The 21,737-nt window shown below is 61.6% G+C and carries 22 protein-coding genes and 4 pseudogenes; 9 read left to right on the forward strand and 17 right to left on the reverse strand.

Annotated features, from left to right (window positions below; all coding sequences use genetic code 11):
* Positions 1-128: 128 nt before the first annotated feature.
* From AC1MLZ_RS04800 to tnpC, 3 genes are all read left to right on the forward strand, one after another.
* Positions 129-530: a hypothetical protein gene (locus AC1MLZ_RS04800; protein WP_151989707.1), complete on the forward strand. Its 402-nt coding sequence runs from the start codon at positions 129-131 to the stop codon at positions 528-530.
* A 127-nt stretch (positions 531-657) separates the two neighbouring features.
* Positions 658-891, forward strand: a complete 234-nt coding sequence (gene tnpB, locus AC1MLZ_RS04805; RefSeq protein WP_151989708.1) for an IS66 family insertion sequence element accessory protein TnpB — start codon at positions 658-660, stop codon at positions 889-891.
* Positions 892-952: 61 nt separating this feature from the next.
* Positions 953-2,506, forward strand: a complete 1,554-nt coding sequence (gene tnpC / locus AC1MLZ_RS04810) for an IS66 family transposase (RefSeq protein ID WP_480960691.1) — start codon at positions 953-955, stop codon at positions 2,504-2,506.
* Between the two features lie 78 nt (positions 2,507-2,584).
* On the opposite strand, the gene AC1MLZ_RS04815 is transcribed toward tnpC, so the two are convergent.
* The 3 genes from AC1MLZ_RS04815 to AC1MLZ_RS04825 all read right to left on the reverse strand — a co-directional run bounded on the left by AC1MLZ_RS04815 (position 2,585) and on the right by AC1MLZ_RS04825 (position 5,165).
* Entirely contained in the window at positions 2,585-3,313 is a 729-nt protein-coding gene (locus AC1MLZ_RS04815; protein WP_480960692.1) for a Crp/Fnr family transcriptional regulator, read from the reverse strand.
* Between the two features lie 542 nt (positions 3,314-3,855).
* Complete coding sequence (locus tag AC1MLZ_RS04820; protein WP_151989711.1) at positions 3,856-4,446, reverse strand: hypothetical protein; 591 nt, start codon at positions 4,444-4,446, stop codon at positions 3,856-3,858.
* 110 nt (positions 4,447-4,556) lie between these two features.
* Complete coding sequence (locus AC1MLZ_RS04825; RefSeq protein ID WP_480960693.1) at positions 4,557-5,165, reverse strand: hypothetical protein; 609 nt, start codon at positions 5,163-5,165, stop codon at positions 4,557-4,559.
* A gap of 97 nt (positions 5,166-5,262) precedes the next feature.
* On the opposite strand from AC1MLZ_RS04825, the gene AC1MLZ_RS04830 reads away from it, so the two are divergent.
* Positions 5,263-5,517: a hypothetical protein gene (locus AC1MLZ_RS04830; protein WP_480960694.1), complete on the forward strand. Its 255-nt coding sequence runs from the start codon at positions 5,263-5,265 to the stop codon at positions 5,515-5,517.
* On the opposite strand, the gene AC1MLZ_RS04835 is transcribed toward AC1MLZ_RS04830, so the two are convergent.
* Complete coding sequence (locus AC1MLZ_RS04835) at positions 5,481-7,172, reverse strand: hypothetical protein (protein WP_480960695.1); 1,692 nt, start codon at positions 7,170-7,172, stop codon at positions 5,481-5,483. The genes AC1MLZ_RS04830 and AC1MLZ_RS04835 overlap by 37 nt on opposite strands.
* A gap of 360 nt (positions 7,173-7,532) precedes the next feature.
* Complete coding sequence (locus tag AC1MLZ_RS04840; protein WP_151989715.1) at positions 7,533-8,135, reverse strand: hypothetical protein; 603 nt, start codon at positions 8,133-8,135, stop codon at positions 7,533-7,535.
* Positions 8,136-8,723: 588 nt separating this feature from the next.
* Between AC1MLZ_RS04840 and AC1MLZ_RS04845 the strand changes: the two genes are divergently transcribed.
* The gene (locus tag AC1MLZ_RS04845) at positions 8,724-9,218 is read left to right on the forward strand and encodes a Ros/MucR family transcriptional regulator (protein ID WP_480960696.1); all 495 of its coding nucleotides are present in this window, start codon (positions 8,724-8,726) and stop codon (positions 9,216-9,218) included.
* A gap of 283 nt (positions 9,219-9,501) precedes the next feature.
* A pseudogene (locus tag AC1MLZ_RS04850) lies at positions 9,502-9,765 on the forward strand (transposase); the annotation flags it as partial.
* A gap of 236 nt (positions 9,766-10,001) precedes the next feature.
* Here the strand turns inward: AC1MLZ_RS04850 and AC1MLZ_RS04855 are convergent.
* Positions 10,002-11,030 (reverse strand): IS110 family RNA-guided transposase, encoded by a 1,029-nt coding sequence (locus AC1MLZ_RS04855; RefSeq protein WP_480960697.1) that lies wholly within the window; start codon positions 11,028-11,030, stop codon positions 10,002-10,004.
* A 74-nt stretch (positions 11,031-11,104) separates the two neighbouring features.
* On the opposite strand from AC1MLZ_RS04855, the pseudogene AC1MLZ_RS04860 reads away from it, so the two are divergent.
* Positions 11,105-11,947: pseudogene (locus AC1MLZ_RS04860) on the forward strand (IS3 family transposase); the annotation flags it as partial.
* 54 nt (positions 11,948-12,001) lie between these two features.
* On the opposite strand, the pseudogene AC1MLZ_RS04865 reads toward AC1MLZ_RS04860, so the two are convergent.
* The 4 genes and pseudogenes from AC1MLZ_RS04865 to AC1MLZ_RS04880 all read right to left on the reverse strand — a co-directional run.
* Positions 12,002-12,202 (reverse strand): annotated as a pseudogene (locus AC1MLZ_RS04865) (transposase); the annotation flags it as partial.
* Between the two features lie 60 nt (positions 12,203-12,262).
* Positions 12,263-12,997 carry a SphA family protein gene (locus tag AC1MLZ_RS04870; protein ID WP_480961466.1) on the reverse strand — a complete coding sequence of 245 codons (735 nt, stop codon included), beginning with the start codon at positions 12,995-12,997 and terminating at the stop codon, positions 12,263-12,265.
* Positions 12,894-14,062, reverse strand: a protein-coding gene (locus AC1MLZ_RS04875) for an IS3 family transposase (RefSeq protein WP_183937620.1) whose coding sequence is annotated in 2 segments (ribosomal slippage) — positions 12,894-13,801 and positions 13,801-14,062 — 1,170 coding nt in all. Because the reading frame shifts where the segments join, the coding sequence is not laid out codon by codon here. Before AC1MLZ_RS04875 ends, AC1MLZ_RS04870 begins: the two co-directional genes overlap by 104 nt.
* Positions 14,055-14,309 (reverse strand): transporter, encoded by a 255-nt coding sequence (locus tag AC1MLZ_RS04880; protein WP_480960698.1) that lies wholly within the window; start codon positions 14,307-14,309, stop codon positions 14,055-14,057. Before AC1MLZ_RS04880 ends, AC1MLZ_RS04875 begins: the two co-directional genes overlap by 8 nt.
* A gap of 133 nt (positions 14,310-14,442) precedes the next feature.
* On the opposite strand from AC1MLZ_RS04880, the gene istA reads away from it, so the two are divergent.
* Together istA and istB are read left to right on the forward strand one after the other, a co-directional pair.
* Entirely contained in the window at positions 14,443-15,951 is a 1,509-nt protein-coding gene (gene istA, locus AC1MLZ_RS04885) for an IS21 family transposase (RefSeq protein WP_151989758.1), read from the forward strand.
* Positions 15,948-16,703, forward strand: a pseudogene (gene istB / locus AC1MLZ_RS04890) (IS21-like element helper ATPase IstB); the annotation flags it as partial. The gene istA and the pseudogene istB, both read left to right, overlap by 4 nt.
* A gap of 31 nt (positions 16,704-16,734) precedes the next feature.
* Here the strand turns inward: istB and AC1MLZ_RS04895 are convergent.
* The 7 genes from AC1MLZ_RS04895 to catC form a co-directional block, all read right to left on the reverse strand.
* Positions 16,735-17,013 carry a hypothetical protein gene (locus AC1MLZ_RS04895; protein WP_480960699.1) on the reverse strand — a complete coding sequence of 93 codons (279 nt, stop codon included), beginning with the start codon at positions 17,011-17,013 and terminating at the stop codon, positions 16,735-16,737.
* An 84-nt stretch (positions 17,014-17,097) separates the two neighbouring features.
* The gene (gene pcaD, locus AC1MLZ_RS04900) at positions 17,098-17,841 is read right to left on the reverse strand and encodes a 3-oxoadipate enol-lactonase (protein ID WP_480960700.1); all 744 of its coding nucleotides are present in this window, start codon (positions 17,839-17,841) and stop codon (positions 17,098-17,100) included.
* Between the two features lie 74 nt (positions 17,842-17,915).
* The gene (pcaF, locus tag AC1MLZ_RS04905; RefSeq protein WP_480960701.1) at positions 17,916-19,118 is read right to left on the reverse strand and encodes a 3-oxoadipyl-CoA thiolase; all 1,203 of its coding nucleotides are present in this window, start codon (positions 19,116-19,118) and stop codon (positions 17,916-17,918) included.
* Positions 19,115-19,762 carry a 3-oxoacid CoA-transferase subunit B gene (locus tag AC1MLZ_RS04910; protein ID WP_480960702.1) on the reverse strand — a complete coding sequence of 216 codons (648 nt, stop codon included), beginning with the start codon at positions 19,760-19,762 and terminating at the stop codon, positions 19,115-19,117. The genes pcaF and AC1MLZ_RS04910 overlap by 4 nt, the downstream gene beginning before the upstream one ends.
* Positions 19,762-20,472 carry a CoA transferase subunit A gene (locus AC1MLZ_RS04915; protein ID WP_480960703.1) on the reverse strand — a complete coding sequence of 237 codons (711 nt, stop codon included), beginning with the start codon at positions 20,470-20,472 and terminating at the stop codon, positions 19,762-19,764. The genes AC1MLZ_RS04910 and AC1MLZ_RS04915 overlap by 1 nt, the downstream gene beginning before the upstream one ends.
* 6 nt (positions 20,473-20,478) lie before the next feature.
* Positions 20,479-21,408, reverse strand: a complete 930-nt coding sequence (gene catA, locus AC1MLZ_RS04920) for a catechol 1,2-dioxygenase (RefSeq protein WP_480960704.1) — start codon at positions 21,406-21,408, stop codon at positions 20,479-20,481.
* 38 nt (positions 21,409-21,446) lie between these two features.
* Positions 21,447-21,737, reverse strand: coding sequence for a muconolactone Delta-isomerase (gene catC, locus AC1MLZ_RS04925; RefSeq protein WP_480960705.1), 291 nt, complete (start codon positions 21,735-21,737; stop codon positions 21,447-21,449).

Raw genomic sequence — 21,737 nt, forward strand, 5'->3', positions numbered from 1 at the left:
CGGCAACCACCATCATCGACGAACTGCGCGCGAACATCGGTAAGGCGCTTTCGACCAATCGCCACCTCGACGGCACATCCGCCTCGATCCACATCGTCCAGACCGTCCCCGCCGACGTCGAGGTCCTCGTGGCGATCAACCTGCCCGGCGGCGGCGGCGTGTTCGGCCATTCCTTCCACGGTCCGCGCACCAGGCAAGCCCATGCCATACTGGTCTTTTCGGACTGGACGCTGCCATCGGACGATGCGGCTCAAGCGCTGACCGCCTATCGTCACCGCGTGTTCAAGCAGCTGAATTATCTCCCGCTGCATGCTCACGAGCCTGGCGACGTGTATGCCGTCGCCAGCACCGCGACACGCGCGACCGAGTTGCTGACCGGCATGGTGTCACGTCTGGATCCCGCGATCGCGCTGCAGGAAGACGAAACGGACACCGCCCCATTGGATCTGGGTGTGACGGACGTTTATCAGCCGGATGACATCCAGAACACGTGCAGCCGCCTGTCGGTGAAATGCTGTCCGGAGAGATAGGGTCGCTCAGGGGATCAAAGTTCGAACCGCCGCCGCCCGTCCGTCCGTCCGATCCGAGGTCGAGAACCCGGATGGATCTCCTGCTCCGGATCAGACGCACGACGCATCGAGCGTCAGCGGTCGATCAATGAGCGGTCGGTGCTCACCGGTATTCCTGGCGTGCGGCGTCACCGACATGCGCAAGGGCTTCGATGGTCAGGGACTATGCCTGTTTTCGAAGCGGATGGACCGGGGGCGTTTCGTCTGGCCGGTGACGGCGACGGGCACAGTGGCGCTGACATCGGCGCAGGTGTCGATGCTTCTGGAGGGCATCGACTGGCGCCGCCCAGAGCGGACTTGGTCACCAACATTAGCAGGCTGAAAACATAGCTTTTCCGCCATTTTTGCTCGTGTGAGAGTGCGCGAACTGCTATGAAAACGAGGTGTCGCAAGCCCCTCTTGCCCCATCTGATGCCGAGGTCCGGATTGCCGTGCTGGAAGCGTCGCTCGCCCGGGCCAATGCAGCACTTGCCGCTCGCGACCTGCTCATCGAGACACTGCGTGGTCAGATCGCCCGGCTGCGGCGGATGCAGTTCGGCGCATCCTCCGAGAAGCTGACGCGCGAGATTGCGCAGCTTGAACTCGCGCTCGAGGAACTGGAAACCGAGAGCGCAGTCCCGGAGACCGGCGCGGCCTTGTCAGACACGCCCGGGCGACCGGCACCAGTCCGTGCGTTGCCCGACCACCTGCCACGCAAGGAGCTCGTTCACGAACCCGCCTCCGGCACCTGCACATGCCCGGGCTGCGGCGGTGCGCTACGCTGCCTCGGGCAAGACGCCGATGAGATGCTCGACGTCCTGCCGGTGCACTGGCGCGTGGTGCGGAACGTCCGACCGAAATACAGCTGCCGGACCTGTGAGAAGATCGTCCAGGCGGCTGCCCCGGTGAAGGCGGTCGCCCGCGGAAAGGCGACATTTGCAACGCTGGCCCATGTCGTCGTCTCGAAGTTCGACCATCATCTGCCGCTTTATCGGCAGTCCGAGATGATGGTGGCCCAAGGCCTGGACATCGACCGCTCGACGCTGGCTGGCTGGGTCGGTCAGGCAGCCGCGCTGCTCGACCCCATCGTCAGCCGCATCCGCGAGGAAGTGCTGAAAGGCGACAAGATCCACGCGGACGACACGCCCGTTCCCGTGCTCGACCCCGGCCGCGGACGCACCGCGACCGGGCGGCTGTGGGTCTATGCGGTCGACGACCGAGCCTCGGGCAACACGACCCCGCCGGCGACATGGTATCGCTTCACGGCCGACCGCACCGGTGCACACCCGCAAGCCCATCTTGCCGGATTTCGAGGCTTCCTCCAGGCCGACGCCTATGCAGGTTACGACGGTCTCTATCGAAGCGGCGCCACCGAAGTCGCATGCTGGGCTCATTTCAGGCGCAAGGTGTTCGACCTGCACGAGCGGGTTGCCACGCCGCTGACCACCGACATTCTGGAACGCATCGGCGCCTTGTACGGCATAGAAGCGGAGGTCCGCGGCAGGCCGCCCGACGTGCGGCTGGCGGCGCGGCAGACCCGGACGAAGCCGCTGGTCGATGCGCTACGCGAGGCATTGGACGCGGCACTGCGTCGGCTGTCGCCAAAGTCAGACATGGCCAAGGCTATCGCCTATGGCACGAAGCGATGGCCCGCGCTGTGCCGCTTCCTTGATGACGGGCGCCTGGAGATCGATAACAACATCGCCGAACGCGCGTTGCGCGGCGTTGCCGTCGGACGACGCAACTGGCTGTTCGCCGGTTCGAAAACGGACGGCGAGCGTGCCGCAGCGATCTACACCGTCATCCAGACCTGCAAGGCCAATGGCGTCGACCCGCAGGCCTACATCGCCGACGTCACTGGAAAGATCGCAGCGGATTGGCCAGCTGCGCGATGGGACGAGCTCATGCCTTGGAACTGGGTCCAGCAACCCGTAGAGCCAGTGGCGCAAGCCGCATAGTCTGCGGTGCCGATGATGTGGAAGCGCTTACCGATGCACAGAAAATTGGCACCATTTTGAACAACTAGTCGCGGCGTTCTAGAAGTTAGATTGCGGTAGATGAAGGTAACGCGGATTGTACTCCCCAGCGTCCATTAGAGCCGCCATATTTGGCACGCTTAGAAAACGACCCAGCTGCTTGATCAGTTTTTCTGATTGTAGGGCCTTTAGCATGCGATTGACATGAACAGCGGTCATTCCCGTCGCATCGGCAATTTGCTCCTGAGTTAGCCGTAATTCGTATTTTTCGTCGGCCGAATGCCGCCGCAAACTCATGCGATCTAAATACTCACAAAGGAAGTGTGCAAGTCTCGTTCGAGCACTTCGTCGTCCCATGTTGAGCATCCATTCGCGCGCTGTCGAGGCTTCGGTGAAAGCCCCTATCAATAACGAACGGGCAACTGCCGGTCGTTCAGCCGCCAGGACCCTAATTGCCGAGGCATCGACAAAAGAGACTACGCAATCCTCGATTGAGAGAATATCATAATCAGGAAACTCTAGAAACGCGTTCTGAAGATTTATGGCGTCGCCGGGGCCGTGCAGCGATACGATTTGGCGGTCACCTAAACGTGTAAATTTTTGCCGGACTGCGAAGCCCCTAATGAGTATCGCGCATGTTGAAACTGACTTTCCCTCCCTGCCGATATAGTCGCCGGGGGTGAAGGATCGTAAGGTCATGGAAATTGACGAAATTGCACGCTGATCCTCCAGTGAGAGTTCACCTTGTGCGCTCAGCTGCCGGATTAAAGCTTCGTGGCTGTTTATCAATTTAGGAGCACCTGAAGATTAGTCTCCGGTCAACGTGCCGGCATACTAATCTACATCAATATGGCGACAAGAAGCGAACTGTTTGTAACGCTTGTTTTCGCATTTGGCAGATCCGTCGCTGTTCAGGCTGCTCCGCCAACAAGGCGGGCTTCAGGCCGCGCTTACTTTACGACGCCGACCGAGGATCTCTCGAAGCGCTGAGTGGCCTCGCGGCGGGACGCGCCGATCTCGCCATCATGCAGCTTCAGACGGATCCTCACCGTGCCTACATGCAGATATTGGAAGCGATCTCGATATTCGAGGAGCTGGCGCGCCAGGCTCCCGACAGGCCAAGCCTAACTACGGGCCTTCCATCGGCCCTGAAGACGATGGCTCGAATAGAGGAACACTGGCCTCAAGTGACTGCGAATTGAACGGTACTCCGTTCGGTTTGTCGACGCTTGCGATCCTCACGGACGTTGCCCGGGATCGTTATGTGCAATCTGATTGTCGCTCGTCCTGCTGGTAGCCATCTCCGACTTTGCGAACCGGTGTCGCCCCGGTCACGTCCCGGTACGCCTGATGGGAACCTGCGCCAATACCGCCTGCCGCCAAGTCTCGATGAGCTTCAAGATCGTCAGTACGCGCTTGAAGGGCTGCGTCGCCGACAGTGCTGCGTCCAATGACCGCGCCACCCTGCCCATTTCGAAGACCACGAGGCGCCGGTCCTCCGTATCCTTACCCACCGCCCAGTTCCGGAGGTCCACCTCGTCGCCGACCGTCGTGGAACCCGCCGCCCCCCGCTTGGATCCCAATCCCTCAACGCGCATCATGACGACCATGGGTTCGTGCAGCGCACGCGCTGCCCAAGCCTTCGCAAACGACCGGGAGAGGTTCTTCCACCCGTCACGCACCAACGTCGCCGCCTGCAAAGGCGCGATACCCGATGCCAGGACCTCGAACGCGAGAACAAGTCCGAGCAGGTCGTCCGCCGAATACTCCGCCCGCGCGCCTGCTCCGATGACGGTCGCCTTGGAAGGAAACGGCTCGGGCAGGCGCTGAAAGTACTTCAGGCGCGCGCTGACGATCCCGGGATCAACACCAGGATGCATTTCCGCAACGATGTCGAGCAGCTGCCCGAACCCGAGTTCCACATTCGCCTCCGGCTAATCAGATAGCCGCCAGCCAAAGAGGATACCAGCGTCCGTGTCGGCATGGCGACGCATCGCCGCGGTGAAAACTTGAGTCCGGCAATCGAGCCCCCTCAGGTCGCCACGCCGCCTTCGCTTCCCCAGGCGCGTGCGTCGTCCTGTAGAAGCGGGCTGAGCGCAAATCGCTCAAGATGCGGTCGAGCGGCAGCCAACGTGCGCAGCCGCCGTCCAAGGGCCGGGAGGCCACGGGAAAGCGGTTCGACCGATCTCGCCTTCGCCGCGAGAACGTACAGCATCAGGACCGACGTCCCGACGACGTCCAGCTCGCACTTCTCCGTCTCGTAGGGCAGGTGCGGCGTCTCGCCGATCGGCACCGGTCCCCGCAGCGAGAAGCCGACGCTAGCGCAAGCGTCGGACAGCGCCGCCCAGCGCCCGCCGGCGCCCGCCATCTCGATCATGAGATCGATGTGCTCGCCCTGCCCTTCGGCGAACTCCGCAATTCCGCGACCGGAGCACTGCCACCAGCGAAGCTGTCGCGCGCGTAGGACGGGCAGGTCGTGAGCGATGCCGTTGTAGGTGACCAGGAAGCCGTCATCACCTCTCACGTGGTCGAGTATCGCCTCGACGTTGTCGACCACGTCAGCCTCGCCGTATTCGTCCCTGTGAAACGAGGTCAGGTCGAAGCCATCCAGCCGGCCGAGCGCATCGCTGTAGAACGTCATCGCGGAAGCGTTGACAATCTGATTGAGTGGGGAACTCATCGGAACGGAACCTCGGCGTCCTGCCAGCACGCGGGCATGGGGGTCCGGGGCTACCTCGATGTCCAGGACGCAACACCGCCGCCGCGTCGCACTGGTAACCCTGTCGGCATTCTTGGCACTGGTCATCACGTTCTCCGAACTCGGCAACCCGCTCGATCTTGGGTCGCCTGCGCTACGCCCGCTCGTCGCAGGCATCCCTGTGGAACTGAACACGCGCCCTTTCCGACGAACGGCGTTCGTCATGCCGAAAGTCACCACCTCGAAACCGGACGCGCATCAGAAGAACCTCCCGCCGTTGAAGAAGAGATGCTGACGGGCGCCGGTGGCGTAGGTGACGACGTGGCCGACGGCCCAATTCGTCAAAGGCCCTCGCGCGTATTCTAGCTCCGTCTGACAGACGCCGGCGCAGTAGATGCCACCACGGGTCGTCGGTCGATGCGTGTGCCCCAGTGTGGCGTTGATGCCCATTCGTTCGAACAGTGGCATTGATCCGCGTCGACCGTCGGACGCCTGATGCCCGTGGATGGCGCACTCGACCCCAGCCACCCGGAAGCTCTCTTCTGGCTTGAGGAAACGCACTTCGCCGAGGTCGTCGGCCGCCAAATGCCGCATCATCTGTTCGAACAGCCCGTCCACCGGACGCCCCGCCTCGATTCGCCGGTAGAGGGCCAGCGACGCCTCCAGGAAGAACACCGCGTTCGTCGGATCGTCCCTGAAGTCGGCTTCGCGCAGCCATTGCAGCAACGCGAGATCATGGTTCGATCCGACAACCACGCTACGTGCGAATTTCCGTCGTGTGCCAGCCAGGAACGCCGCGCTTGAGGCCATCTCGTTCCGGACGTCGCCACCCATCGCGACCAGTTGAGCGAAACGCTTATGGGGGTCCGCCGCGTGATGATGATTTCTCGCATCGAAGTCGCAGACGTCATGGAAGACCATGAATCGGGGCCGCAGCTCATCAACCAGCGAAGGCGATCGACCACCTCCCCAAGTCGCCTTGGCGACCTCGACATCGAGATGAGCGTGGTGAATGTCTCCGAAGGTCAACGCCTCCACTCTGCAACCGCCGGAAACAGACCCGCCGCTGACGCGAAGCTTCAGGTCCTGGAAGTCGCCCGTCCCGTCAGCCGGCGCGAGGAGATGACGACAATGCGCATGTCCGTCACCTGCGACATCCACGATCACTGCTCCGACCTCAGAGCGGGTCAGGGACGCGCTCCTGTTTTTCGGCAAGGTCACCGCCCCCGACGTGAGATGAACCTTGAGACCCTCGGCCCTTACGCGCGAAAGCGTTTCGAGCTGGACGGTTGGATGGGGAACCACGGTCCATCCCGCGGCGCGCCGGCGCTCCAATCCGGCAAGCGGCCTGGAGGCGTTCGGCGCGAGTCGCAGATCGCCTGCGACGTCGACGACGCCGGCCAGATTGATCGGCCCTTCGCGAAGATGCCTTCTCAGGCCGCTTTGGTCGTCCGCGATCAAACCCACCTCGCCCACGCGGAACACGGCTAGTTCCGCCCCGGTTCGAGCGGCGAATGCCTGAAGATTGTTCCAGAATCCGACGTGCACGCGCCCCCCGGTCTCCGCCGCCGTCACGATCAGGCGTCGGCTTCTAGAGATCGGCTGAGCCGGCCGCCGCCTTTGCACCTCAGCTCGTCCATCGATCTCCCGGACATGTCCGGAGATCATCGGGTCGGACTGAAGATGCTTGGCGGGGCGCCCCCCGACCTCCGCTCTCGATACGCCGAACCGCGTGACGACGTCCCCCCGAAGCATCTCGCGCAACGGCGGAGGAGCGATTCCGAGCGATCTCATGACGTTGCGCTGGTACTGAACGAGCGCCTCTCGGACCCGGATCTGGCTTAAACGCAAGGTACGGGCGACGTCCGACATCGACCCCGTTTCAACGAAAAGCGCGTGGACGGCGGCCTGCTGCGGCGTGATCAGCGATTTTGTCTGCTTCACGCTCATTTGAGGAACGCAAATCTGTGCGGTACGGAGCCCCCAGGCGCTTCGCGGCCGCCGCTCAACGGCTTCGAGAGAGCTGCATGATCGGGGAGCCGAACAGCGGCGCGCCAACTGTACGATACTCGTCCCACGAATTCGTCCAGCGAGGTCAGCCTACCGACCACCGCCAACAACCACTCAGAAGCCGGTGACCGTCTCGTTCGCAGCAAATGGCCAGGCGTCTCGAGCTTATCGATCGCAGGAGCGATCCGGACCAATGCCACGGCCCCCATGCCCATTGCACGCGTACCGGCAGATAAGACTGCGGCGATCCCGACGCGAGCACGGTCGGCGTCGCCTCTCTTCGGTTCAGACGGCATCGCGTCAGAACCCGCTGCGGCCAGTGTGGCCGGTCGTACCGTTAACGGCCACGTCCAAGTAGGGGACGAGGATCCCGAACGTCATTTTGGCGGGCTCGTAGGCGCGCACGAAATCACCCCTCAGAGCCGAGACGATGGCCGCTGCGCGCAGCATCGTCGCAGTTGCGGAAGCCGAAGCGACGGGCTTAACGCTTCCGTACGCCACGAGGCCTACCGCCAGATACCGTCCGTCCATTCCCACCGCCAGTTGGAGATCGACGGAGCCGGTGTTGCATGCCCCGCCACCGGCGTAGAACATGAGGTCGCAAAGGGCGACCGCGAGTCCACGTCCCGCAAGTGGAGCAAGCTCGATCCCGTGGACGCTCGTCATCAGCACGTTCAGTGACGGGATCGCCATGTGCTGCAGGCTGGCCGCTCTCGTCAGGTAGGTGGCGCAGTTCACCGCGGGGCCGAGTTCGCTCGTCAGCACCTCCTCCAGGATCAAAGAGGCCACACGTTCCGGATGGCTTCCCTCGTCAACCGCAGCGACGTGCGTTCCTCCAGACGGCGAAATCGCGAGGTGGGTGCGACGCTCGACGCTTGCCTGGAACAGCAGGCGCTCGATCAACGTCGCGTCTGGGTCGGGTCTTCCCGAGTTGTCATGTGGCAGCTTCATAACACCTAAACTATGCACATGTGCATATGTTCCGGAGATCATCCTCGTAGTGCTCAGAGCTGATCGACTTGCACCGTCCCAGCAGTGGGCTTCCACCCCGTTGCAACGGTCTGATCCGTGGGCGCTTATGCGATGAAGAAACAACCTCGTGTCGCCACGTTTCAGTCGACTGAGCTGATACCGCGTCGCTGACCCCTGCCGATCGGGTTCGGCGCGATCGGCGCGACGCCCCCGCGATGATTGGGCCGGTAGTTCGATGAGGTAGCCGAGACGGAAGCGAGAGCCGATCTTCGGGCGTCCGCGGTATCAGAAGTCCTGGCCAGCCAGATCAAGCCGCCCTCGCTCCACGACGTTCTCTACGGCAGAGTTCCGATGGCGACCTGCAAAGGACTATTCGAGCCATTCCTCCTTCTCCAGTGCGGAGGCGAACTTGACTTTGCGGACACGACAGGGACGTAATAATCATTATACCGATCGGTACACAATTGTTGTCAAAGCTTAAATCCGCCACTAAGGGCGCTCGAACAATTGGAGTATTACATGTCCGACGATACCTACGCCCCCAACGCTGTCGAACTCGCGACCGAACTGACGATCGCTTGGCTCAGCAACTCGAATAAACGTACGTCAGCTGAAGATGTACCAGCATTCCTGTCCCAGATGCATGCCTCCGTTTCATCGCTTCTCGGTGGCGCACAGCCCGCCGAGACGACCGCGGAAGAGCCAAAGGACTACATCGGCGCCGTCACGGTTCGCAAATCGCTGGCGAGCCCCGACCACATAATCAGCATGATCGACGGAAAGCCGTACAAGACGCTTCGTCGTCATCTTTCGACCAACGGCATGTCGCCCGAACAATACCGTGAACGGTACAATCTAAAGTCCGACTATCCCATGGTCGCGCCCAACTACTCGGAGAGCCGTCGGGCGATGGCGAACCGCATTGGCCTAGGCCGCAAGCCGACCGCGGATACCGCCGGAACGGCCAAACCCGCCGCGGCGCGGAAGCGCGTGGTCGAGACGATCGTCGGGTGAACCGAAGGGCCGGTTTCCACATCGGGTCGGCCCGTCCGCCTCAGACGCCATTCCCTGATTGCTCGTGCCGGGCGATCGGGGAACAGCGATCACTCGGATCGTCCGGCGCCGGAACGAGACCGGATCGCGGAGAGTGAAGAGAGCGAAGGGAACCTCCGGGTTTCGATGATCATGGATGGACCTCCTGAGCGGGGCCGGTCTGATCCTGACGTCCCCCCTGTTTTTTAGTCCATTTTGAGCGAGAGTTTTCCGGCCTTGAGAGCCTTCGGGCAAGGAGCTGGAAATGAAGAAATCTAGGTACACAGACGAGCAGATTGCCTTCGCGTTGAAGCAGGCAGAAACCGGTACACCGGTGGCCGAAGTCATCCGGCGGATGGGGATTTCGGAGCAGACGTTCTACCGTTGGAAGAAGGTGTACGGCGGTCTCGGCGTCGGCGAGCTGAGGCGCCTGAAGCAGCTTGAGGACGAGAACCGGCAGCTGAAACAGCTGGTTGCCGACCTGAGTCTGGACAAGCACATTTTGCAGGATGTCCTGGCAAAAAATGTATGGTCCGCCCCCGTCTGGCAAGCATGAAACGCGATAGGCTGCACAGTCTGCGTAAATGTATCCGGCCTGTTTGTGGGACATCTCGATCCCTGGCCATGATGGGATACGCGCACGGTCGTCCTAACAAGCTAGTTCAGCCTTTAACGGCTGCATTTTTGCTCAGGCTTAGACCGTATCGCCATCGACTGTTTGCCATCACTCCTCGTGCTGCAGACCTGGGTGTTGCGGTTAGAGCGTCAGGCGGCGATCGGCATGGGGGGCCGATACTCTTCCTGACGTGCCAGCACTGCCCAACTGATCCGGGCGATCTTGTTAGCCAGCGCGACGACCGCGACATTCTTGTGTGTTCTTGTTTCCAGTTGGTCGAGCCAAGGCCCAAGGCCATGCTCGCGTTTCATATGCATGCTCGCCGACCGAGCACCGTGAATGAAAAGCCGGCGAAGGTGGCTGTTGCCACGCTTGGATATGCCGAGCAGCTTCGGCTTTCCGCCGGTCGAGTGTTGTCGTGGGACAAGCCCGAGCCAGGCCGCGAGGTCACGCCCCCGTTTAAAGCCCGTACCGTCGGCCACGGCCGCGACGAGCGCTGTGGCCACTAGAGGCCCGACACCAGGAATGGCGAGAAGCCGACGGCATGCCTCATCTGTCTTCGCGATCGCTTCCACATCCTTCGTCACCGCGGCGATATCTTGGTCGAGCGTCTGCCATTCCTCCCAGAGCCGCTGCAGGAGGGTGCGCATGCGCGATGAGAGCGTCGAGCGCTCGTCCACGAACAGCAAGGGCATTTCGCGCGCCATGTGCTGACGTCCAGCGCGGAATACGATGCCTCGCTCGAGCAGGAAGGCGCGGATCTGGTTGATGACTGCGGTACGCCTGCTGACGAGCCGTTCACGTACCCGGTGTAGAGCTTGTAAATCGAGTTGCTCAACAGACTTGGCCGGTACGAACCGCATAGTCGGTCGCTGAACGGCTTCGGCGATCGCCTCGGCATCGAGGTAGTCGTTCTTGTTGGATTTGAGGAACGGCTTCACGAACTGAGGCGCCATCAATCGAACGTCATGATCCAGCGCTGACAGCTCGCGAGCGAGATGATGGGCACCACAGCACGCCTCCATGCCAACCAAGCATCTTGGCAGCGCCGCCATATGTCGCATCAGTTGAGATCGGCTAAGCTTCTTCTTCCACTGGATGGATCCCGCGACATCCAAGCCGATCAGGTGAAACGAGGTCTTGCCAATGTCGATGCCGACCACTGCTACTTCTGTCATGACGGTCCTCCTCGATATGAAGGCGCTTATGATGCACCCGACTCGTCCAAACCGTAAGGGGGCGGACCATCCCACAAGCTCTGACGCCTGGACGACGGCGCGAGCTCGTCGCGTACGTCCAGGCGTCCCATGCCGTGAGTGAGCGGCGCAGTTGCTCGGCGCTGGGCGTCGAGCGGTCGTCGGTGCGCTACATCTCGCACAAGTCGGACCAGACACCGCTGGTGATGCGCATCCGTGATCTGGCGGCGACGCGGACGCGCTATGGCTATTTCCGGATCTACATCCTGTTGCGCAGGGAAGGATGGGTCGTGAACCACAAACGTGTTTATCGGCTATATCGGAATGATGGACTGAGCCTTCGGCTCAAGAAGCCAAGACGCAACGTCAGCGCTGCCAACCGCAAACGCCAACCTGCTGCACTCGCGGCGAACGAGATGTGGTCGATGGATTTCGTCTCTGACGCGTTGTTCGACGGCCGGCGGTTACGGGCGCTGACCGTGGTCGACGCCTTCACCCGCGAAGCGCTGGCGATCGACGTTGACCAGGGGATCAAGGGCGAGCAGGTGGTCGAGGCGATGGCACGGATCTCGTCGACTCGCGGCGCGCCCAAGACCATTCGCGTGGACAATGGGCCGGAGTTCATCTCGAAGGCTCTCGACCGCTGGGCATACGAGAACGGCGTCACGTTGGACTTCAGCCGACCGGGCAAACCAACCGACAACGCGTTCGTAGAGTCGTTCAACGGTCGCCTTCGTGACGAGTGCCTGAACGCACATTGGTTCTTATCCATCGCGGACGCTCGAGCCAAGATCGAGGCCTGGCGACGGGACTATAACGAGAGCCGCCCTCACACATCGCTTGGCTGGATGACGCCGCTCGAATATGCTGCCGCCGCGGCCATCAGAGCGGCCGAATGAACGCCGGAAACTCACCTTCAGATTGGATGAGAAACCGGGGGACCCTCATCCGCCCCACCGTTTCCACCGGTTGTAGAGCGTCTTGTGGGGGCCATACTCCTTGGGTGCATCGCACCAGCGCAGTCCGTTACGGTTGACGAATACGATGCCGCTCAACACCCGCCGATCATCAACTCGCGGCTTGCCGTGGCTCTTTGGGAAATATGGCTCGAGCCGCGCCATCTGCTCGTCGGTCAGCCAGTACAGGTCGCTCATGCGCGGTCTCCTCAGGGAGCCTGAATCAGATCGTGCCTCTCAGATCAATGGGTCCTGACCCTAGAACCGGAACGCCGCTTTGAGCCAAAAATTGCTACCTTGCGGGCGGTTATGTGCAAACATCTCATGCTGATATTGGAACGAGATCGGGACCTTGCCTGCTTGGTAGCGAACCACCGGACCAAGCGCGAGCGTTTCACCTTTGTATCCGTCGTCGCCGACCCTGACGCCGTTCTGCTTATCGTCGGTCGTCTGCTTATAATAATACCCGTTCAGACCAACGGTCACGGGATTGAAGTTGTAGGCAACCGCAAAGTCGGTGTGAAACTCCTGTCCCGTGCGGTAGTCGGTAGCTTTGTTCCTCGTGTTGAAGTCGTACATCAGCTTGACAGATACCTCTGGACCGCCGGCCGGATTGAAGTGCGACGCGGTAAGCACGGGCTCGAAAGTCCAGTAGTTGCGGCCGATGTTGGCCAGATCATCTCGATTGTAGGAACCGACAGGCACCCACGTGTCTACCGCCGCCACGACATGCCAGTTGTTCTTGAAGTGCCAACCCAGGATAAACGGATCGACGATGACGTCTCCGACACCAAAACGGTGACCGCGCTGCCCGGCCGCATGAACCGTCAGATCTACGACTGGAACGAATACCTGTGACCGGCCCCCACTGAGTGGTCCGTGATGATTGTTAGTGCATTGTCGCCTCCGTTGCCATTGGCGCCTGGAGGTGGAGCGAAGCGGAACCGGAAGGCGGCAATGGCGGCGAAGCTGCTTCTGGGGCTGGTGGTCGATAGCCCAAGCTGCTGTGGGGGCGGATCGTGTTGTAGTGCCGACGCCAGGCTTCGATCAGCACCTTTGCTTCGGTAAGGGTGTAGAAAATCTCGCCGTTGAGCAGTTCGTCGCGAAGCGACCCATTGAAGCTTTCGTTGTAGCCGTTCTCCCAGGGAGACGCTGGGGTTATGTAGAGTGTCTTCACGCCGACTTGTTCCAGCCATTTCTGGACTGCTGTCGCGATGAATTCGCTGCCATTATCCGACCGGATATTGGCAGGCGGACCACGTGCGATGAAAAGGTCGGCCAAAGCCGCTAGCACGTCTTCGTGTTTGAGCTGCCGCGCCACGATCAAGGCCAGGCATTCGCGACTGGCCTCATCGATGACCGTCAGGATGCGAAACTTGCGGCCATCATGGGTGCGGCCCTCGACGAAGTCGTATGCCCAGACGTGCCCTGGATACTCAGGTCGCAACCGGATGCACGAGCCGTCGTTCAGCCATAACCGGCCCCGCTTGGGTTGCTTTTGCGGCACCTTCAGTCCCTCGCGTCGCCAGATCCGTTCGACCCGCTTGCGGTTCACCACCCATCCTGCATCGCGCAGCAAAGCCGTAATCCGGCGATAGCCATAGCGACCGTATTGGCGCGCAAGCGCCACTATATCGTCGGTGAGCGCATCTTCATCATCAGCCCCACGCGGCACTTTACGCTGTGTCGATCGATGCTGGCCAAGCACCCGGCAGACCCGTCGTTCGGATACTGCCAACTCACCACGAACATGATCGATGCAGCGCCGTCGCCGCGCGGGGCTCAGAAGTTTCCCCTAGCGGCCTCCTGCAGGATCAACTTGTCGAGCGTCAGATCAGAGATCGCCCGCCTGAGCCTGAGATTCTCCTTCTCCAGGTCCTTCATCCGCCGGGCCTGGTCGGTCTTCAGACCGCCATACTCCTTGCGCCAGCGATAATAGGTTTGCTCGGTAACCGCGATCCGCCGACACGCATCCGCTGTCGTCCCGCCCTGCGCCAACACGATCTCAGCTTCCCGCAGCTTGCCGATGATCTCTTCCGGCTTGTGCCTCTTACCCATTTCCAAACTCCTTCATGATCCAAAATAACAGAGATTTTGGACCACTCAGAAGGGGGCAGATCACCTGCTGCGCCCAACTAGCGCCCAGGATCTTACGATCAGTGACATGGATGTAGCGAAAGACATTGGCGAAGGCGTCAATCGAGAAGTCGGGGACGCTGCTGTGGCCATCGCTATCGTTAAGACGATCCGCATTATAATAGTTCGTGCTGCGCGGCGATGAAGGTGAGACAGCAGCGTCAATCAAGATGAGACTCCGTTTGGGGCTGTCGGCGTAGGGCGTAGCCCGGAGCCGACAGCCCCAAACGGAAGCCCTTTCGAAGGGCTTTGGTGGTCGTGACCGGCCTACATCTGGGCTTTTCCTTGAGGGAAGAGCGCAGGTGAGCGGTCGACACGTCAACGATCATCAAACGAGGCTCTTTATGAAACATCGTCAAAGCGACCCGGTGCCCGTGGCAGCGGCCAAGGCCGGTATCAGCCGGGCGACCGCCTATCGGCTGCTCAAGGGCGGCAAACTCCCGTCCCAGAAGGCGGAGCCGCGAGGTCGGCGCCGACCAGACCCGCTGGCAGAGATCTTCGACACCGAGATTGTCCCACTTCTCCAGGCGGCTCCCGGCCTGCGGGCCGTTGCCATATTTGAGGAGATGCTTCGCCGGCATTCGGATCTGTCGCCCGGTATCCGGAGGACCCTGGAGCGGCGCATCCGGACATGGCGTGCGCGGCATGGTCAGGACCAGGAAGTCATTTTCCGTCAGACCCACGAGCCCGGCCACATGGGCCTGTCGGACTTCACCGATATGGGCGACCTCGATGTGCCCGTCACGGTCGCCGGCGAGCCGCTCAAGCATCTCCTCTATCACTTCCGGTTGGTCTGGTCGGGTTTCGAGCACGCCCATGTCATCCTCGGCGGCGAGAGCTATGTCGCCTTGGCCGAGGGACTGCAGAACGCCCTGTGGGCGGTAGGCGGGGCGCCACGCCTACACCGCAGTGACAGCCTGTCGGCCGCATTCCGCAATCTCGACGCTGACGCCAGAGTTGACCTGACGCGGCGATATGATGCGCTTTGCGAGCATTATGCGATGGAGCCGACGCGCAACAATCGCGGTGTCGCCCATGAGAACGGCGCTATCGAAAGCCCCCACGGCCATCTCAAATATGCCGTGAACGACGCACTGTTGATGCGCGGATCCGGCGACTTCGACGATTTGACCGCCTATCGCGCCTTCATCGACGAGATCGTCGCGCGCAAGAACCGACGCAACGCGGCTCGTATCGATGCCGAGCGCGCAACGCTGCAGCCGCTCCCGCAGCTTCGCACCGGCGACTATGAGGAGAGCATTGTCCCCGTCACCTCGACCAGCAGCTTCACGCTGAAGAAGGTCTTCTACACGGTCCCGTCGCGCCTCATCGGCCACAGGCTGAGGGTCCGCCTGTATGACGACCGCCTCGATATCTTCCTCGGCGCGACGCGTCTCATGACGCTCCGTCGCGGACGAACGCCCAGCGACGGCAAGCACGGACACGTCGTCGACTACCGGCACGTCATTCACAGCCTGCGGCGCAAACCTATGGCGCTGATGAACCTCGTCTACCGCGACCAGATCTTTCCGCGCGAAGCGTATCGCCGGACATTCGACCGTCTTATCGAACAACTGCCCGAGCGCGTCGCCTGCAAGATCATGGTCGAGTTGCTCTCGCTCGCGCATGAGCGGGGTTGCGAAGCAGAGCTGGCAGATGTTCTGGCAGCGGATCTGGACGCCAGGCGCCTGCCAGACCTCACGCAGCTACGAGCACGCTTCTCACCAGACCCGGCCAGCTTGCCGGTCGTCTCGGTGCAATTGCCCTCGCTTGCCGTCTACGACACTCTGCTGACGGGAGCGGCCGCATGAACCCCGCTGTCGACACCCAGCGCCTCGCATTCATCCTCAACGAACTGCGTCTGCCTGCCATCAAGCAGGCCTGGCTCCAGTTCGCTGAACGCGCCGACAAGGAGGCGTGGCCGGCCACCCGCTTCCTCGCCGCGCTCGCCGAGCATGAGATCGCCGAACGCGACCGGCGACGCATCGAGCGGCACCTGGCAGAAGCACGCCTGCCACCAGGCAAGACCCTCGACACCTTCGACTTCACCAACGTGCCGATGATCTCGAAGGCTCACATCATGGCGCTCTGCGCCGGCGACAGCTGGCTCGAGAAGGGGGCCAACCTCATCATGATTGGCGGACCGGGCGGCGGGAAGAGCCATCTCGCCGCTGCAATCGGCATGGCACTCATCGAGGCGGGCTGGCGCGTCCTGTTCACCCGTACCTCGGATCTCGTCCAGAAACTGCAGATCGCGCGCCGTGAGCTCGCCCTCGAAAGTGCGATCGCCAAGCTCGACAAATATCACCTGCTCGTGCTCGACGATCTCGCCTACGTCACCAAGGACCAGGCCGAAACCTCCGTCCTCTTCGAACTGATTAGCGCCCGCTACGAACGCCGATCAACCCTCATTACCGCCAACCAGCCATTCGGCGACTGGTCGCGCGTATTCCCTGACCCCGCCATGACGCTCGCCGCTGTCGATCGCCTCGTTCATCATTCCACCATCTTCGAGATGAACGTCGAGAGCTACCGACGCCGCGCAGCCCTCCAGCGACAATCAAGCTGAGACACCGTCTGTCGCGGAGCGGCGATCAACACCAAAGTTGGCCTTGCATTGCCTGTCGCGCCGCGACAATCTCGCTCCCGTCACGGCCGCAGAGTCTCATCCTGATCGCCGCTACTGTCTCATCCAAATCGCCGCTCAATAAGTTCGAGTAGTTGATTAGATAGTCGCCGGGTGGGGGAAGCGCGGCGATCGCCAGCGCCTCGGCGCCGTTAGGATAGGCTCCGCCTCCCTTTTCGCTGGCAAACGCGGGGGCGGCTGCGGCGAGAGCAAGCACGGTGCAGGCAAGGATCGAAATTCGCTTCATACATTCTCTCCCTGGAGAACTGCGGCTGAAGACGCCCAGGCGGTTCGTGCCGCCCGGATCGAGGTCGTCGCAGGTGGTGAAAGGTTAGGTCGGCATCGCCCCGCCCAGTTCGACGGGCGACGAGGTCAAGAAGTTTAGAACCGCGAATGCGAACTCTGCCGGCTTTTCCATGTTGCCGAGGTGCGCTGCGGACAGCAGATGCAACCCTGATCCGCGGATCGCGCCCGCCAGCGCTTCGCTGTGAGCCGGAGGAGTCGCAGGATCGGCGTCCCCGCCGATGATAAGGGTTGGAAGGTCGATCAGTCCACCCAGCCGGCGCAAGTCCATGTCGCGAATGGCCGCACAGCAGCCGATGTAGCCATCGACGTTCAACGCCAGCAGCATGGCGCGTACCTTGGCCAGACTTGCGTCGCTCGTTCCAACAAACTCGGCCGTGAACCAGCGCTCGATCGATGCGTCCGCGACTGCGGCCATGCCCTTCTCCCGCACGACAGCGATGCGTCCGTCCCATGCTGACGGCGGCCCCATAAAGGCACTGGTATGGGCAAGGACAAGACGGTTGATCCGCTCGGATGCGCGCAAAGCCAGCCACTGGCCAACCATGCCACCGAGTGAAAGCCCACAGAAATGGACGCGTGGGATGTTGAGCGCATCCAAGAGTTCCACGACATCCCGCCCAAGGCGATCAAGTGAATATGATCCGGGCGGCGCATCTGATCCGCCGTGTCCACGCGTATCGTAGCGTAGTACCCGGAACTGCTCCACGAACGCGGCCAGTTGGGGCTCCCACATGTCCATCGTTGTGCCGAGCGAACTGGAGAGCAGCAATATTGGTTTGTCGGCCGGGCCGTCGAACCGATACGCGATGCGGCATCCGTCGCCCGTTGTGATTGTGTCCGACATCACACCCGCTCCAGCACAAGACCGATGCCTTGGCCCACACCGATGCACATGAAGACGAGCGCATATCTGCCACCATTGCGCTGCAGCTCCTCTACCGCGCTCATTGTGATGCGCGCGCCCGACATGCCCAGCGGATGACCTAGCGCGATGGCGCCCCCATTTCTGTTCACCCTCGGGTCGAAGGGATCGATCTCCAGATCACGGAGCGTCGCGATCGCCTGACTGGCAAAAGCTTCGTTAAGCTCGATCACGTCAAAATCTTTTGCCGAGAAACCCGTGCGGGCGAACAGCTTGCGTGCTGCCTCGATCGGGCCGACGCCCATGACCCGCGGGGCGACACCAGCGGAAGCCATCGCGATGACCCGCGCTCGCGGGATAAGTCCGTGCTGCCTCGCCGCCGCATCGGAGGCGACCAGCATGGCCGCAGCGCCATCGTTGAGGCCGGATGCATTTCCCGCGGTGACGGTGCCATCATGACCCACAACCGACCTGAGCTTGGCCAAGGCGTCGGCACTCGTCGCGCGCGGATGCTCGTCCCGGTCGAAGACGATGGCATCGCCCTTCTTTTGCGGGATCGCGATCGGCACGATCTCTGCGGCAAGCCGGCCGTTCGCCTGCGCTTCGGCCGCCTTCTGCTGGCTGGCAAGGGCAAAAGCGTCCTGATCCTGGCGGCTTACCTTCCACTCAGTGGCGACATTCTCCCCGGTCTCGGGCATTGAATCCACGCCATAAGCATGCCGCATTGCCGGATTAACGAAGCGCCAGCCGAGCGTCGTGTCCTCGATCTTTTGCGCCCGATCAAAAGCGGCATTGGCTTTACCGAGCACATAGGGTGCGCGCGTCATGTGTTCGACGCCTCCGGCGATGAACAAGCCGGCATCGCCACTCCGAATCGCTTGGGCGGCCAATCCCACCGCGTTAAGACCGGATCCGCACAGGCGATTGACCGTTCCGCCAGGTACCGTTTCCGGCAATCCTGCTAGCAGCACTGCCATACGGGCGACGTTGCGATTGTCTTCTCCAGCCTGGTTAGCACAGCCGAGCAGGCAGTCGTCTACCGCTGCCCAATCAACCCCAGGATTGCGCTCCATGAGGGCCTTGAGCGGGATCGCGGCTAGGTCGTCGGCGCGGATAGAAGACAGCGCGCCATTGAGCTTGCCGATCGGTGTACGAATGGCGTCGCAAATGAAGGCGTCGGTCATGCGGCCAATGCCTTCTCGGCGGTTACCGACACGCCTGTCTTCGCGCGCACCTCGTCGATGCTGATGCCCGGTGCGAGCTCGATCAGACGGAATCCCGGCTTATCGCAGGCGATCACGGCGAGATCGGTTATGATAAGATCGACGCAGGCTCTGCCGGTCAGCGGCAAAGTACAATCTTCGAGCAGCTTGGGGTCGCCCGCCTTCGTGACGTGATCGGTGATCACCACGACGCGCTTCACCCCGGCTACGAGATCCATGGCGCCACCCATGCCTTTCACCATCTTTCCGGGGATGGTCCAGTTGGCGAGGTCGCCCGTCGCGGCGACCTCCATCGCTCCGAGCACCGCCATGTCGATATGGCCCCCGCGGATCATGGCGAAGCTGTCAGCAGACGAGAAGAAGCTCGACGTAGGGAGGGTTGTAACCGTCTGCTTGCCGGCGTTGATGAGATCTGGGTCCGCCTCGTCCTCGAACGGGAACGGGCCCATGCCGAGCATGCCGTTTTCAGACTGCAGGGTTACGTCGATTCCGTTCGGGATGTAGTTCGCTACCAGTGTCGGAATGCCGATGCCCAAGTTGACGTAGAACCCGTCGCGCAGCTCCTGCGCAGCACGCGCTGCCATCTGTTCACGCGTCCAACCCATTACGCCGTCTCCCGCGGACGAGTTGTTAGCTTCTCGATCCGCTTCTCATTGATGGTGCTCAGCACGATCCGGTCGACATAGATCCCGGGGGTGTGGATGCAGTCCGGATCGAACGTTCCGGCGGGCACGATCTCCTCCACCTCCACGACCGTCACTTTGCCGGCCGTGGCCATGTTCGGGTTAAAGTTGCGCGCTGTTTTGCGAAACATGAGGTTGCCGGCGGGGTCGGCACGCCATGCCTTGATGATCGACAGGTCGGCGCGCAGCCACGTCTCACGAACATAATCCTCGTCGTCGAACGTCTCGATGGGCTTTCCCTTCGCAACAACGGTGCCGACACCGGTCCTGGTATAGAAGGCCGGAATGCCTGCTCCGCCAGCGCGGATGCGCTCGGCGAGCGTGCCCTGCGGATTAAGCTCTAGCTCCAGCTCACCTGAAAGATACTGCTTCTCGAACAACTTGTTCTCACCCACATAGGACGAGATCATCTTCTTCACCTGACGGCTTTCCAGCAGCATCCACAGGCCGAAGCCGTCCGCACCGGCATTGTTCGAGATGATGGTCAGGCCCCTCACCCCACTAGCGCGAATTTCGGGGATCAGGCTTTCGGGATTACCCGAAAGCCCGAACCCACCTGACATGATCGTCATACCGTCGACCAGCAGGCCGTCCATTGCGGCAGCAGGATTGTTAAAGAGCTTGTTTGGCATCGACTTTCAAGCCGCCAGCGCGACGCGGTTACGCGAGGACGCCTCGGCACCATCGGCTTCCGCAGCGGAGACCATGGTGAAGTTGAACGCGATTTCGCTAAACGGCGTATTCAATCCTTCGGCGTGTATCGCTGCAGAGTCGTCAATCCGCTGCACTGCCGGGATCAAGTCATCTCGCGTTGCGTAGGCGAAGTCATCATGTAGATAAGGGTCACCGTCGATGTTGACCTGCGTCGTCAAATAGCGGTAGCCGGACGCCGATACGAAGAAGTGGATGTGTGCGGGACGGTTGCCATGGCGGCCGACGCGGTCAAGCAGCGCTTCCGTGGTGCCGCCCTTGGGCACAGCATAGCCCGACGGTACGATGCTGCGGAACTTGTAGCGGCCCTCCTCGTCAGTCTCGATCTGCCGGCGAAGGTTGAAATCGCTCTGTGTCTTGTCGAAGTAGCTGTAGTTGCCGAGCGTGTTGGCATGCCAAACATCGACGATCGCACCAGCAACCGGTTTCCCGGCCTTGTCGACGACGCGACCGTGCATAATGAGCACCTCCCCATCATCAGCGCCGTCGTCCAACCGCGCGAAGCCCCTCGAACGCGGTGCACCCTTGACGTAAAGCGGCCCCTCGATCGTACGCGGTGTGCCTCCTTCGATGCCGGCTGCGGCATCCTTGGCGTCCATGCGCATGTCGAGAAAATGTTCGAAGCCGAGCCCGGCGGCGAAGAGCCCGAACTCGGGAGCTGCAGACGCCATAAAATTGATCGCATGCCAGAACTCGTCCTCGCTCACGTCGAACTCGTCAATGGTGGCGAATAGATCGCCAACCACCCGGCGGACGATATTCTTGATACGGTCCTCTCCGGCGCCAGGCTGATCCAGCCCGGCAACCTTGTCGAGAAAGGCCTGGGTTTCAGGGTTTGCGACCAATGCGGATGCCATTTGAACTCTCCTAGTTGTTTTTAATTGGGCGACTGATGTCAGCGGTCGTCCTCGTGGATCGATGACGGATGACGGCAAAGCGGGGTGACGTTGATGTCCATGAACGGGAACAGCGGCAGGCCCATCAGAATCTCGTGGAGCGCTGCATTGTCGGGCACATCGAAGATCGAGACGTTGCGGTACTGGCCAACGACCCGCCAGATGTGGCGCCAGACACCTTGCTCCATCAATTCGTGGCAGCGCGCCTTTTCTTCGGCTTTGAGGGCATCGATGGTGGGGCGGTCGGCATCAGCGGGGATGCGTACGTCCATGGTGACATGAAACAGCAT

The sequence above is a fragment of the Sphingomonas sp. PEI4 genome, assembly GCF_056679955.1.